Here is a 13,313-nt window from a genome sequence, read left to right as displayed (position 1 = left end):
GCCGAGCCGTGAGCCTTCCGTCCCTGCTCCTCGTCGATGACAGTGATGCCATCCTCGCGCTCGAGCGCGCGATTCTCTCTGGCCATTACGCGCTGAACACCGCGAGCAATGGCAAGGAGGCGCTCGAGAAGGTGAACCGCGTGCAGCCCGCGGCCATCCTGCTGGACCTCTCCATGCCCGAGATGGATGGAGACGAGGTCCTCAAGCGGCTCAAGGCGGACCCCATCACGTCTCCGATCCCGGTCATCATCATCTCCTCGGAGGTGAGCCGGGCGGAGGCGTGCCTGGAACTTGGCGCGGAGCTCTTCCTGGCCAAGCCCTTCCGGGCCGACGAGCTGTTGAGCGCGGTGGAGAACGCACTGGCCAACGCGCGGCGCCGAGCGAGGCAGGGCTCCATGGCCCTGCTGCGGCTCACGGTGGGTGGGTTGGAGTTCGCCATCCCCCTGGACGCCGTGCGCCAGGTCATCCTTCAACCTGCGACGCGTCCGCTGCCGTTGGGCCCGGGGTACATCTCCGAGTTCTTCGAGCTGCGGGGCCAGCCGGTGTGCGTGCTGGACCTGGCGCGCCGGCTGGAAGTGGCCCACCAGGAGACCGTCGAGGAGCGCAAGCTCGTCATCCTCGAGATTGACGGTCTGCAGCTGGCGCTGAGCGTGGACGCGGTGCAGGACCCGGAGGAGTATCAATCCTCGGACATTGAGCGGCGCGACCGTGTGGGTGGCGCCGAGCACGGTCAGCTCCGGGACACGCCCATGGGCATGCTGCGGGCGGGTGATCGCTCGGTGCCCATCTTCGATCCAAGGGCCTTCGCCACCCAGGAGCTGCTGCGCGAGGCGGTGCATGTGCTGCGGCCGGCGGGGGTGGAGCGCAGCGCATGAGTTCGGGGGTGGAGCCTCAGCAGGTGCTCGCGCGGGCGCGTGAGGTCGTCTCGTCGTGCACGGGGTTCCGTGACACGGCCATCTCGCCCTCGGCGGTGGACCGCGTCGTGCGCGCGGAGCTGGCGCGGGGCCGTTCCGCCTCGGAGCTGCTGGCGGAGCTACAGCGTCCCGGTGCTCCGCTGGCGCGAGCCCTGCTGGATGCCGTGCTGGTGGGGGAGACGTACTTCTTCCGTCACCCGGAGCAGTTCCGATTCCTTGCCTCCGAGGCGGTGCCCGCGGCGCTGCGTCGGGGCAACCCCGTCCTGCGCGGCTGGAGTGCCGGGTGCGCCTCGGGTGAGGAGACTTATTCCATCGCGGCGTGCTTGCTGGGGATGGTTCCCCAAGGCGTGCGCGTGGAGGTAATCGGCACCGACCTGCACGAGGGGCGCCTGGAGGCCGCTCGTCGGGGCGTGTACGGCAACTGGTCCCGCCGCGAGGCCGGGCCGCTGCTCCATCCTCTCTATTTGGAGGTCGCCGACGGGAGGGTGAGCATCCTCGAGTCGGTGCGCGCCGTCACGCGCTTCGCGCAGGCCAACCTGCTGGAGCCGCTGCCGGACTCCTTCGGCCGCTTCGACGTCATCTTCTGCCGCAACGTGCTGACGTATTTCTCCCCGGACGCGGTGCAGACGGCGCTGGGTCACCTGTCGCGCGCGCTCGTGCCGGGCGGCCACCTGCTGCTGGGGACGGTGGAGGTGGATCATCCGCCCGCGGGGCTTGTGCGCGTGGGGCCTCCGGAGCTGCAGGCCTTCCGCCGCCCGACGCCCAAGGAGCTGACGCCGCCTCCCAAGCCTGTCGTGCGCGAGCCCGAGCCCGTCAGGGTGTCCGCTCGCGCGGCTCCGGCGCTCACGCCGCGGCCTCCTCCTCCGCCCTCGCCGGTGAGCCTCCACACAGAGGCGCTCCATCGCATCGAGGGAGGCGACGAGGCCGGTGCGTCCACCATTCTGGAGAAGTTGTTGCAACAGTTCCGGGACTATCTCCCCGGCATGCTGGAGCTCGCCCTGCTGCGTGAGCGCGCAGGGGCGCGCGAGGCTGCCTTCGCTCTCATGCACACCGTGCGCGACAATGCCGCCCGGCTTCCGCCGGATCAGATCATCGAGGGGCCCGAGCCGTTGCCGGCCCGCTTCTACAGGGCGTCAGCTGACGCCTTCCTCACTCTGGGAGCCATCGAATGACATCCACCCACCGAGGCCCTGAGGAGGTTCAGGATCAGGAGGTCCGCACGCTCCTGGAAGAGCGCGCGACGCGCCTGCGTGCACGAGCCGACGGCTCCGCCGACGAGACCGTGCTCATGGTGGCCGAGTTCCCCCTGGGCGAAGAGCGGTACGCGATTCCGCTCGACACGCTGCGCGCGGCGCTGCCGCTGCGTCTGGTGACGCCGGTGCCCCTGTCTGAGCCGCACGTCATCGGCGTGCTGCGCTACCAGGGCCAGGTGCTCGCCGCGCTCAGCCTCGCCGCGCTGATGGGCGGCCACGGCTGGCGGCAGGACCCCGCCGTATTGCTCGTGGTGGATCGCGGTGACGGGGAGCTGTGCGCCCTGGACTGTGAGGCCATTCCCCGCCCGCTCAGTCTGCCCTCCGCGGCGGTGGAGGCGGCGCGCACTCATGCCGAGGGTCCGGTGACGGAGGTTCTTCTGTCCACCACCCGCCAAGTCATCCACCTCATTGATCTGCCGCGCCTCTTCGCGCGCGGTGCCGGGGCTCGCAATGCCGGTTGACCCCATGCTGCAGAGCCTCGTGGCGGGTTTCTCGTCCGAGGCGCAGGAAGTCTGTCAGAAGGTCACCCTGGACCTGCTCGAACTGGAGCGGGAAGGGCTCGACAACGAGGCGCTGGGCAAGGTGTACACCCGCCTGGCGCGCCACCTGCACACCCTCAAGGGCAGTGCGGCCAGCCTCGGGTTGCAGGACCTGAGCTCCATTGCGCACAAGCTGGAAGATGCCCTCGCGCCGTTGCGCAAGGACATCAAGCCCATGCCGCGCTCCATCGTGGACATGCTGCTGCACGGGCTGGACTTGTTCCTGCTGCGTGCACAGGCCCACGCGGAGGGTCGCGGAGAGGCGCTGCCGGATCCAACGGCCGCCCTGGCCCAGCTCGTGGCGGACGCGCCGCCCCCGGAGGAGGCCGCCGGAGCCGCTGCGCCGGCCGCCGCCGTGGCCCATGCGCCTGCGTCGGGCGCGACTGCCGCCGCCGTGGCTCCGGCCGCCGCGCCGCAGCTCTCCGCCGCGTCCCTGGCGGATGACGACGCGGTGGACGCCGGCTGGCGCGTGGGCTCGCACCAGGTGACGGCGCTGCTGCGCGAGGTGGAGCGCCTGCGCGAGTTCCGCATGCGCCTGGAGGACCGCCTTCGCGACATCTCCAAGGCCGTGGAGCTGCTGACGGCGCGCGAGCTGCTGGCGCCCTCGGCCCGCGCCCGCGCGATGCTGGCGTCCGTGTCCGCTGGCGTGCGCTCCGACGGCCACGAGGCCTCGGACATCGTCGACAGCCTGGAGGAGGGCCTCAAGTCCATCACCACGCGCCCGGTGCGCACCATCCTCGAGCCGTTGCAGCGCATGGTGCGCGACCTGTCGCGCCAGTTGGGCAAGCAGGCCCGGCTCTCCGTGGTGGGCGCCGAGGTGTCGCTGGACCGCCGGCTGCTGGAGAAGCTCAAGGGCGCCATGGTGCACCTGCTGCGCAACGCGGTGGACCACGGCATCGAGATGCCGGACGAGCGCGAGCGCGCGGGCAAGCACCACGAGGGTGCTCTCACCCTGCGCGTGGAGCAGCAGGGCAACATCCTCTTCATCGAGCTGAGCGACGACGGGCGCGGCATCGACGTGATGGCGGTGCGCGCCTCCGCCGAGCGCAAGGGGCTCATCACCGCGGAAGAGGGCGCGCGGATGCACGAGACGCAGATTCGCGATCTCATCTTCCGCCCTGGCTTCAGCACCCGCTCGGACGTCACCGACACCTCGGGTCGAGGCGTGGGCCTGGACGCGGTGCGCGCCGCGGCGGAGTCCATGCAGGGCCGCATCGAGGTGATGAGCACCAAGGGCTCCGGCACGCGCTTCATCCTCACCGTGCCGATGGAGCTGGGCAGCTCCCCGGTGCTCACGGTGCGGGCTGTCGACGCGTCGGTGGGTCTGCCCATGCTGGCCGTGGAGTCCACGCAGCTGGCCACCAAGGAGAACCTGCGCATCGGCCGCCTGAAGACGCAGCTGGACTACAACGGCCAGCTGGTGCCGGTGGCGGACCTGGGCTCGCGCCTGGGCCTGCGCGCCGCGGCGCCTCCTTCCGAGGGTCAGCCGCTCATCATCGTACAGAGCGGCGGCAAGCGCCTGGCGCTCGCGGTGGACGCGGTGGTGGGTGACCGTGACCTCGTCATTCGCCCGCTGCCCGCAGAGGTGCGCGACGTGCCCGCCTACCAAGGCGCCGCCATCCTCAGCCGCGGCGAGCTGTTGCTCATCCTCCGCCCTGGCTGGGTGGTGACGGAGGCCGCTCCGCAGACCCTGGCCATGCCCCAGAGCCGCCGGGCCCTCGTGGTGGACGACTCGCTCACCGCGCGCGCCCTGCACCGCGCCATGCTGGAGGCCGGTGGCTTCACCGTGCACCTGGCGGCCAGTGGCGCCCGTGCCCTGGAGCGGTTGCAGACGGAGGTTTACGACGTGATCATCTGCGACCTCGAGATGGAGGAGATGAACGGTACGGAGCTCATCGCGAAGGTGCGCTCGCAGCCGGATACCAAGGACATTCCGTGCATCCTCGTGTCCGCGAACGACAGCTCGGGCGCTCGGGCGCGCGGCCTGTCGGCGGGTGCGGACGGCTACCTCAGCAAGCGTGAGTGCGCTGCCGGCCGTCTGCTGACCGAGGTGCTGGACGTGATGAGCCGTAGGGGGGCTCGCGCATGAGTAGCGGGAAGGCTCCCATCCGCGTGCTGGTGGTGGATGACTCGCCCACCATGGCGGACGCTGTCAGCGCGCTGCTGACGGATGATCCGCGTATCGAGGTGGTAGGACGAGCCAATACCGGCAGCCGCGCGGTGACGCTGGCGCGGCTGCTGCGTCCGGACGTCATCACCATGGACCTGTTGATGCCGGACCTGGACGGACCGGCGGCCATCGCGGCCATCATGGCCGAGGCTCCGGCGCGCATCCTCGTGGTGAGCGCCGTGGCGGACCAGCGCAACCTGGAGGTGTGCTTCCAGGCGATGAGCGCGGGCGCGCTGGAGCTCATTGGCAAGCCTGCCGTCAGCAGTGGCGAGGAGCTGCGCCGCTGGGGTCGGCAGTTGGCCGAGTCGGTGTGCCTGATGGCGGAGGTGCCGGTCATCTCCCGCCGCATGCGCATCGCCTCCCCGCCGCCGCCTGTCACTGGCGCTCGGGTGGACATCTTCGGCCTGGCGGCCTCCACGGGAGGTCCGCCCGCGCTGTCCGATGTGCTCTCGCGTCTGCCGGCGGACCTGCCGGTGCCTATCGTCATTGCCCAGCACATCACCGAGGGCTTCACCCCCGGCATGGTGCGCTGGCTCTCCCAGGTGACGTCCCTGAAGGTCGTCATCGGCCGAGAGGGCGAGAAGCTGGAGCCCGGCAGGGTGTACTTCCCGCTCGACGGGCATGACCTGACGGTCGAGGGCAACGGGGTGGTGCGGCTGACGCGCACGCGCGGCGGTCCGTGCCCCTCGGGAGACCTGCTGCTGTCCTCCCTGGCGCGCACCTACGGGAGCCGCGCGGGCGGTGGCGTCCTCACCGGCATGGGCGAGGACGGTGCTCGCGGCCTGTTGGATATCCGCAAGGCCGGCGGCGTCACCTTCGCCCAGGACGAGGCCTCCTCGGTCGTCTTTGGCATGCCTCGGGTGGCCATCGAACTGAAGGCGGCGGACCGCGGGGTTCCCCTGTCCGCCATTCCCGACATCATCCGCATGAGCTGCCGCCGCGGCCCCATGCCGAACCGCCCTCCGGGTCCGGAAGGTGTTGCTTGAGCCCGTCTGCGCGCCGGTCTGTCTCGCCGGTTTCGATCTTCTCCCCTGAGGTGCTTCCATGAGCCCCAACGCCACCTCGAATCAATCGATGGGCATTGGTCCCAAATTCGTCACTGTCACCGCGACCGTCAGTGTCGCCATCGCGATCCTGCTCACGGTGATTGCGGCCCAGCGGCTGCGCACCAACCTCATGGACAGCACCGTGAGCGAGGGCACGTCCATCGCCATCGGTTTCGCGGCGGCCGCCGAGCGGGCCTCTGCCGACGGTGCCACCTCGCTCCAGCCCTTGATGGAAACGTTCAAGGGCCTCGACGGCGTGGGCTACCTCTACGTGGTGAACAGCGACAACCAGGTGCTCGCCCACACCTTCACGGGCGAGGTCCCCGCGCCTCTTCTCAGCGCCAACAGCCTGCAGCCCGGCGACCTCTCCGGCAACCAGCGCGTGAAGGTGCAACAGGAGGTGGAGACGACGATCGACGACAAGAAGGTGAACGTCGCCGACATCGCCGTTCCCCTGGCCGGCGGGATGCGTGGCGTGCTGCACGTGGGCATGAAGCACGAGAACGTCGGCGCCCAGGTTCAGCGGCTGCTGCTCACCATGATGGTGCTGGGCCTGCTCATCGTCGCCGTGGGTGTCGCGGGCGTGTACATGCTGAGCCGCTCCATCGCGGGCCCTCTGGCCGAACTCACCGAGGCGGCCGCCCACATCGTGGAGTCAGGTGACCTCACCCGCCCCATCCAGGTGTCGGCCGCGGGCGAGGTGGGCCAGCTCGCCGAGTACTTCGGGCAGATGGTGCAGCGCCTGCGCACGGTGACGCAGAACCTCCAGCAGGCCGCCGAGGCCCTCAACGCCTCCACCGAGCAGCTCAACAGCTCCGCCGCCGAGCAGTCGCAGACGGTCTCCCGTCAGGCCTCCGCGCTCCAGGAGACGCAGGTCACCGCCCAGGAGATCCGTCAGACGAGTCTCCTGGCCGCCCAGAAGGCCGACTCGGTGCTCTCCGTGGCCGAGCGCGCCGACGAGCTCAGCCGCTCGGGCGAGGCTGCCCTGGAGCAGACGCTCACCGGCCTCAACGACATCCGCACCCAGGTGCAGGAGATTGCCCAGAAGATCCTCGAGCTCGGCGAGCGCACCCAGCAGATCGGCAGCATCACCCAGACGGTGAAGGACCTGGCCGACCAGTCCAACATGCTGGCGCTCAACGCCGCCATCGAGGCCGTGCGCTCGGGCGAGCACGGCAAGGGCTTCGGCGTGGTGGCCCGTGAAATCCGCGCCCTGGCCGACCAGTCCATCGAGTCCACGGACCGCGTGCGCGAGCTGCTGGACGATATCGGCAACTCGGTGGCCATGGCCGTGCGCATCACCGAGCGTGGCTCGCAGCGCATGGAGGCGGGCCTGGAGCAGGTGCGCACCTACGGCAAGAACCTGCGCGAGCTGTCCGTCATCATCCAGGACAACGCCGCCGCCGTGCGGCAGATCGCCGCCGCCGTGGGTCAGCAGAACGTGGGCATCAACCAGATCACCACCGCCGTGAGCGACCTGTCCAAGATGATGGACGAGACGGTCGCCCGTATCGGCGCCACCGGTGAGGCCGCCACCACGCTGCAGATCATCGCGGATCAGCTCAGCAGCGCGGTGAAGGTCTACCGGGTGCAGTAGTCGCCGCCGGTAGGAAACCGGTTGGAAAGACGAAGGGCCAGGGGAGGGGAACCTCCACCTGGCCCTTGTCGTTTCCGGGGTCCGCCGTGGCTACGCCGCGGGGGCGGGCTCCGCCGGGGTGGGCACGGCCTTGAGCTTCAGGCCCTCGCCCTCCACGTCGAAGCGAGCGATGCCTCCGCCCGCCAGCTCGCCGAAGAGCAGCGCCTCGGCCAGCGGCTTCTTGAGCGTGTTGTCCACCAGCCGCGCCATGGGCCGTGCGCCGAAGGCCGGGTCGTACCCGTTCTCGGCCAGCCACGCCCGCGCCGCCGGCGTCAGCTCCAGCTTCACGCGCTTCTCGTCCAGCATCTTCTGGAGCAGGCCCACTTCCTTGTCCACCACCTTGAGGATGACCTCGGGCGGCAGGCCGGAGAAGAGCACCCACCCGTCCAGGCGGTTGCGGAACTCGGGAGTGAAGGTGTTTTCAATCGCCTTCTTCGCGCGCATGGCGTCCGCCGGCGCCTGCTTGTCACCGAAGCCGATGGACTTGGTGCTCATCTCCCTCGCACCCGCGTTGGTGGTGAGGATGAGGATGATGTTGCGGAAGTCCGCCTTGCGGCCGTTGTTGTCCGTCAACGTCGCGTGGTCCATCACCTGGAGCAGGATGTTGAAGAGGTCCGGGTGGGCCTTTTCAATCTCGTCCAGGACCAGCACCGCGTAGGGGTGCTTGCGGATGGCGTCGGTGAGCAGGCCGCCCTGGTCGAAGCCCACGTAGCCCGGAGGCGCGCCGATGAGCCGGCTCACCGTGTGCTTCTCCGAGTACTCGCTCATGTCGAAGCGCAGGAACTCCACGCCCAGCACCGCGGCGAGCTGCTTGGCCAGCTCCGTCTTGCCCACGCCCGTGGGGCCCGAGAAGAGGAAGCTGCCAATCGGCTTCTCCGGCGCGCGCAGACCGCTGCGCGCCAGCTTGATGGCGTCCACCACCGACTTGATGGCCGACTCCTGCCCGAAGATGACCTTGTTGAGCTCGGGCTCCAGGTTCTTGAGCTGCACGCCCTCGCTGGCGGACACGCTCTTGGCGGGAATCCGCGCCATCTTCGAGATGACGGCCTCCACGTCCGCTACCGTCACCTGGCCGGTGCGCTGGCCCTCGGGCTTGAGCCGCTCGGCCGCGCCCGTCTCGTCGATGACGTCGATGGCCTTGTCCGGCAGGAAGCGGTCGTTGATGTGCTTGGCGCTCAGCTCCGCCGCCGCCCGCAGGGCCTCCGTGGCGTACTTCACCCCGTGGTGGTCCTCGTAGCGGCTCTTCAGCCCCTCGAGGATGAGGACGGTGTCCTCCACGCTCGGCTCGCCCACTTCAATCTTCTGGAAGCGCCGCGACAGCGCCCGGTCCCGCTCGAAGGACGCCTTGAACTCCTGGTACGTCGTCGAGCCGATGCAGCGCAGCCGGCCGCTGGCCAGCGCGGGCTTGAGCAGGTTGGACGCATCCATGGAGCCGCCACTGGTGGCCCCCGCACCGACGATGGTGTGGATTTCGTCGATGAAGAGGATGGCGTCCGGGTGCTCCTGCAGCGCCTTGAGCACGCCCTTGAGGCGCTCCTCGAACTGGCCGCGGAACTTGGTGCCCGCGAGCAGCGCGCCCATGTCCAGCGAGAAGATGACCGCGTTCTTCAGCGCCTCGGGCACCTTGCCCTCGTGGATGTGGAGCGCCAGGCCCTCGGCGATGGCCGTCTTGCCCACACCCGTCTCGCCCACATAGAGCGGGTTGTTCTTCCGGCGCCGGCAGAGCACCTGAATGGTGCGCTCCAGCTCCTTCTGGCGCCCAATGAGCGGGTCGATGCGACCCAGCTTCGCTTCCTCGTTGAGGTTGGTGGTGTAGGCCTCCAGGGGGCTCTTGCGCGGGCCTCCCTCTCCCTCCTCGTCCTCGCCGCCAGCCGGCGCGCCACCGCTGCGCGGGGCGCTCTCGGACCGGCCGCCCTCGGACGGCGACTCGTCCTTGGCGATGCCGTGGGAGATGAAGTTGAGGAGATCCAACCGAGTGAGCCCCTCCTGCTGCAGCAGGTAGAGGGCATGGCTCTCCTCTTCGCGGAAGAGCGCCACGAGGATGTCCCCACCGTCGATGTACTTCTGCTCGGCGGACAGGGCGTGCATGGCCGCGCGGTGAAGCACGCGCTCCACGCCGATAGTCTGCTGCGGTTCGGCCTCTACCCCCTCGGGCAGCCGCTCGACCGTTTCCTCCAGGAAGCCCTCCAGGCGCTCCTGGAGTCGCTTGACGTTGGCCCCGCAGCCCTTGAGCACTTCCCGGGTACGGGCGTCCTTGGTGAGCGCGAGCAACAGGTGCTCGAGCGTCAGGTATTCGTGCCGCATCCGGCTCGCCTCTTCGAGCGCGTTCCGGAAGCTGTCCTGCAATGCCTTGGCAATCAGCGGTCCCGCCACGGTCTCAACCTTCCTCTGGTTCCATCGAGAGGCGCAGCGGGAAGCCATTCTCCCGCGCCGCCGCCTCCACGGTCCTGATCTTCGTCTCGGCGACCTCGAACGTATAAACGCCAGCTACGCCGATACCGTTGTAATGAACGTGCAGCATGATCTGCACGGCGTCCGTCTCGGATTTGTGGAAGACCTCCTTGAGGACGGCCACCACGAACTCCCGAGTCGTGTAGTTGTCGTTGTGCAGGAGCACCTTGTAGAGGGTGGGCCGCTTGAGCTTCTTCTGCGGTACCGTCTCGGTGACAACGTTGGAATCCGGATCGTACTTCTCTCGGGACATGGTCTCCCTCTAACGAGTAGGGGGCACCAACGGCCCCCGCTTGAATCCTGTTTCGGCTTGCCACCGGGGCAGGCCAGCCAGCACGGCCGCTCGTTCGTGCTCCAGGAAGGAGCGTACCGCTCGATCGACCCCCGGGTGGAAGAGCAAGTGTGCGCTCCAGGTGAGGCTCGGCTCGAAGCCCCGGGTGAGCTTGTGCTCCCCGCCTGCCCCCGGTTCGAAGCGTTCCAGTCCCCGGGCGATGGCCTCTGCCACGGGGTGATAGAGGCACACGTTGAAGTGCAGGAAGGGGTGCTCCTCAAAACAGCCCCAATAACGGCCGTAGAGCACCCGGTGCCCCACCAGGTTGAAGGCCCCAGCCACCAGGCGGCCGTCCTGGCGGGCCTCCACCACCTCGCAGGACGAGCGGAAGGTGGACAGCATCCGTGTGAAGAAGTCCGGGGTGAGGAAGCGCCGGCCCCATGGATACTTGTCCACCGTGGAGGCATAGAGGCGATAAAGCGCGTCCGGCGCCACACCGGCCAGCTCCTCACCTCGGAGGGTGCGCAGGGTGAGGCCCTGGGCGGCCGGCGCGCGCAGCTCCCGGCGGATCTGGTGGCGCCGCCGCGCGTGGAAGCGGCCGAGGAAGTCCTCGAAGGAGCCATAGCCCGCGTTGCGCCATTGATACTGGACACCCAGACGCACCGCGTAGCCGGCGGCTTCTAAGGAAGAGGCCTCGGCCTCGGTGGCGAAGTGGACATGGACGCTGGAGAAGCCCTCGGCGCGGGCATACTCCTGGGCCGCGCGGGCGAGCTCTTCCTCGCGGGTCCGACGGTCCTCGTCCGGAGCCACCAGCATGCGGCGGCCGGTCACGGGGGTGAAGGGCACCGTCAGCAACAGCTTCGGGTAGTAGCGCACCCCCTGACGCTCGGCGGCGGTGGCCCAGGACCAATCGGCAACGAACTCGCCGTGGCTGTCGTCTTTGAGATAGGCCGGGGCCGCTGCCACCAGCCGTGAGCCCCGCCACAGGGTGAGGTGACGCGGGTGCCAGCCGACATGAGGACCCACGCTGCCACTCTCCTCCAGCGCCGCGAGGAAGGCCCACTCCAGGAAGGGCCGGGCCGCGTCGTCGAGCAGCGCGTCCCAGGCCCCTCGGGGAACCTCGGTAATGGCGCGATGGATGCGCAGGGTGGGCGGCAGCGGGTCGGACATCGTCGAGCGGCCGGAGCCTATAACGGCCAGGCCCGCGGCCCGCTAGCTCGCTGGAAACGGAGCGGCCTAGCGGCCCCGGGTGAGCTCGGCGGCGAGGAAGCCACCCACCTCCGCCAGGCCGTCCTGGGCGCGTTGGCGGCCCTCGGGCGACTCCATGACACGGCGCGCGGCCTCGCTCGCGGTGCCGGCTTCCAGGTCCGCCAGCACCAGGAAGGCACTCCACCCGGGCGTCAGCTCCGCCACCCGGCCGGGGCGCATGGGGCGATCCCTCAACGTGGTGGCCACCTTCTCCACGAGGCCCTCGTCATCGAGCCGCTTGGACTTGCCCCGCATGACCCGCCACGCCTCCTCCAACAAGGAGGGCAGCAACTGGCCCTGGAGGGCAGTGGCGAGGCGTTGCGCGGCCTCGTTCTCGTCGATGTGGTGGGCGCGCGCGTAGGTGGGCGTCAGCTTCGCCACCACCACCGAGCGCGTGGCCAGGTGGGAGAGCCGGGGAGGGTAGGCCATGGCCGCTATCCTACCAGCGTACGAGGAGGCGGAAGCCCAGGTGCGAGCGCTCCTCCACGCTGATGATGGGCTGCACGTGGGCTCGCTCCAGCCCCACTTCGATGGCTCCGGCGATGAGCTCCGGGCGGTTGTGCGTGTCCGGGATGCTGACGCGTCGGGCCCGCTCGCCTACGGTCACCAGGTGCACCGTCAGATCCGGTCGTCCCATCATCGCCAGGTAGCGCGGCAGCCGCTCCATCACGCGCGCGGCGCCAATCATCGGCAGCGCCACCGCTGCCACCCGGCCCACCAGCGTGTCCGCGAAGCCCTCGATCAGCTTGCGGCCGAGGAGGCGGTAGGCGTCCGCGTCGCTCAGCTTGCCGTAGATCTGATCCCTCGCAATGGCGACACACCGCTTCCACACCTGCACGGGGTAGTCGACCTCGGGGCACCTGGGATCGTACCCCTCCGCCATCAGGGCCCGCGCCAGCTCACTGTTCGGCTCCAGGCCCCGGACGAAGAGCCCCTCAAACACGCTCGACGGGATGCGCGGTTGGGCTGTCGTCGGACTGGGGTTGTTCACCAGCAGGCTTGGACTTTCCATGGGGTATCCCCTGGCGGGTGGGGCTCCAGCCGCGCTCTCAGCTTATCATGCCTGCTCAGCCTATTCCTGGAGTCAGGTAAAATTTTGATTGTCAGGTAAAGCAATCCTGGGGAGCTCCGCGCTGGAAGCTCAGGGTTGCCAGGGGAGGCCCGGCGGCTTAGAGGAAGGGGGCACGGGAGAAATTTCGACATGTCGGTGAACATCCAGCTCGAGTGGACGCCCAACCCCAGCACGCTGAAGTACGTGGTGGATCGGCGGCTCGTATCGTCCGGAGCGGTGAACGTCACGAGCAAGCAGGCCGCGGAGGAGAAGTCGCCGCTGGCGGTCAAGCTCATGGACATCAAGGGCGTGACGGCGGTGATGGTGGGCAGCAACTTCGTCACCGTCACCAAGGGTGACGAGGGCGAGTGGGACGAGCTGAACGACGCGGTGATGGCCACGCTGGACGAGCACCTGAGCGCGGGGTTGCCGTCGGTGAACGAGGAGGCCATCGCGGCGGCGCGCGCGGCGGCGGGTGCGAGCGGCTCGGTGGAGACGCGCATCCAGGAGATTCTGGACGCGGAGATCCGGCCGGCGGTGGCGCAGGACGGTGGGGATATCACCCTGGACCGCTTCGAGGAGGGCATCGTCTACCTGCACATGCGCGGCGCGTGCTCGGGCTGCCCCTCGTCCACGGCGACCTTGAAGATGGGTATCGAGTCACGTCTGCGTGAGCTCATCCCCGAGGTCTCCGAGGTGGTGTCCGTCTGAGGCGGCAGGTCAAAGGTCAGCAG

The 13,313-nt window shown here is 69.2% G+C and carries 12 protein-coding genes; 7 read left to right on the top strand and 5 right to left on the bottom strand.

Going from position 1 to position 13,313, the window contains the following annotated elements; all coding sequences use genetic code 11:
- The first annotated feature begins 8 nt into the window (after window positions 1-8).
- From F0U60_RS43550 to F0U60_RS43525, 6 genes are read left to right on the top strand one after another with little or no spacing between them, the layout of a single operon-like run.
- A complete protein-coding gene (locus F0U60_RS43550; RefSeq protein WP_395809068.1) occupies window positions 9-875 on the top strand; it encodes a response regulator in 867 nt (288 codons plus the stop codon).
- The gene (locus F0U60_RS43545) at window positions 872-2,086 is read left to right on the top strand and encodes a CheR family methyltransferase (RefSeq protein WP_395809066.1); all 1,215 of its coding nucleotides are present in this window, start codon (window positions 872-874) and stop codon (window positions 2,084-2,086) included. Before F0U60_RS43550 ends, F0U60_RS43545 begins: the two co-directional genes overlap by 4 nt.
- Window positions 2,083-2,628: a chemotaxis protein CheW gene (locus F0U60_RS43540; protein ID WP_395809064.1), complete on the top strand. Its 546-nt coding sequence runs from the start codon at window positions 2,083-2,085 to the stop codon at window positions 2,626-2,628. The genes F0U60_RS43545 and F0U60_RS43540 overlap by 4 nt, the downstream gene beginning before the upstream one ends.
- Window positions 2,618-4,795 (top strand): response regulator, encoded by a 2,178-nt coding sequence (locus tag F0U60_RS43535; RefSeq protein ID WP_395809062.1) that lies wholly within the window; start codon window positions 2,618-2,620, stop codon window positions 4,793-4,795. The genes F0U60_RS43540 and F0U60_RS43535 overlap by 11 nt, the downstream gene beginning before the upstream one ends.
- Entirely contained in the window at window positions 4,792-5,862 is a 1,071-nt protein-coding gene (locus F0U60_RS43530) for a chemotaxis protein CheB (protein WP_203407635.1), read from the top strand. Before F0U60_RS43535 ends, F0U60_RS43530 begins: the two co-directional genes overlap by 4 nt.
- Before the next feature lie 58 nt (window positions 5,863-5,920).
- Window positions 5,921-7,519: a methyl-accepting chemotaxis protein gene (locus tag F0U60_RS43525; protein ID WP_395809059.1), complete on the top strand. Its 1,599-nt coding sequence runs from the start codon at window positions 5,921-5,923 to the stop codon at window positions 7,517-7,519.
- 90 nt (window positions 7,520-7,609) lie between these two features.
- On the opposite strand, the gene clpA is transcribed toward F0U60_RS43525, so the two are convergent.
- The 5 genes from clpA to F0U60_RS43500 form a co-directional block, all read right to left on the bottom strand.
- Window positions 7,610-9,931, bottom strand: a complete 2,322-nt coding sequence (clpA, locus tag F0U60_RS43520) for an ATP-dependent Clp protease ATP-binding subunit ClpA (RefSeq protein WP_395809057.1) — start codon at window positions 9,929-9,931, stop codon at window positions 7,610-7,612.
- A 4-nt stretch (window positions 9,932-9,935) separates the two neighbouring features.
- Window positions 9,936-10,262, bottom strand: coding sequence for an ATP-dependent Clp protease adaptor ClpS (locus tag F0U60_RS43515; RefSeq protein ID WP_108066889.1), 327 nt, complete (start codon window positions 10,260-10,262; stop codon window positions 9,936-9,938).
- 9 nt (window positions 10,263-10,271) lie between these two features.
- Complete coding sequence (locus tag F0U60_RS43510) at window positions 10,272-11,450, bottom strand: GNAT family N-acetyltransferase (RefSeq protein WP_395809055.1); 1,179 nt, start codon at window positions 11,448-11,450, stop codon at window positions 10,272-10,274.
- Between the two features lie 66 nt (window positions 11,451-11,516).
- Entirely contained in the window at window positions 11,517-11,957 is a 441-nt protein-coding gene (locus F0U60_RS43505; RefSeq protein WP_395809053.1) for a hypothetical protein, read from the bottom strand.
- Between the two features lie 10 nt (window positions 11,958-11,967).
- A complete protein-coding gene (locus tag F0U60_RS43500) occupies window positions 11,968-12,540 on the bottom strand; it encodes a DUF2378 family protein (RefSeq protein WP_395809051.1) in 573 nt (190 codons plus the stop codon).
- A gap of 189 nt (window positions 12,541-12,729) precedes the next feature.
- On the opposite strand from F0U60_RS43500, the gene F0U60_RS43495 reads away from it, so the two are divergent.
- Window positions 12,730-13,290, top strand: a complete 561-nt coding sequence (locus F0U60_RS43495; RefSeq protein WP_395809049.1) for a NifU family protein — start codon at window positions 12,730-12,732, stop codon at window positions 13,288-13,290.
- The last annotated feature ends 23 nt before the right edge of the window (window positions 13,291-13,313 follow it).

The sequence above is a fragment of the Archangium minus genome, from assembly GCF_044360475.1.
Lineage (GTDB): Bacteria > Myxococcota > Myxococcia > Myxococcales > Myxococcaceae > Archangium > Archangium minus.
The sequence above is the reverse complement of the archived record's forward strand: the minus strand, read 5'-3'. Positions and strand labels throughout refer to the sequence as shown.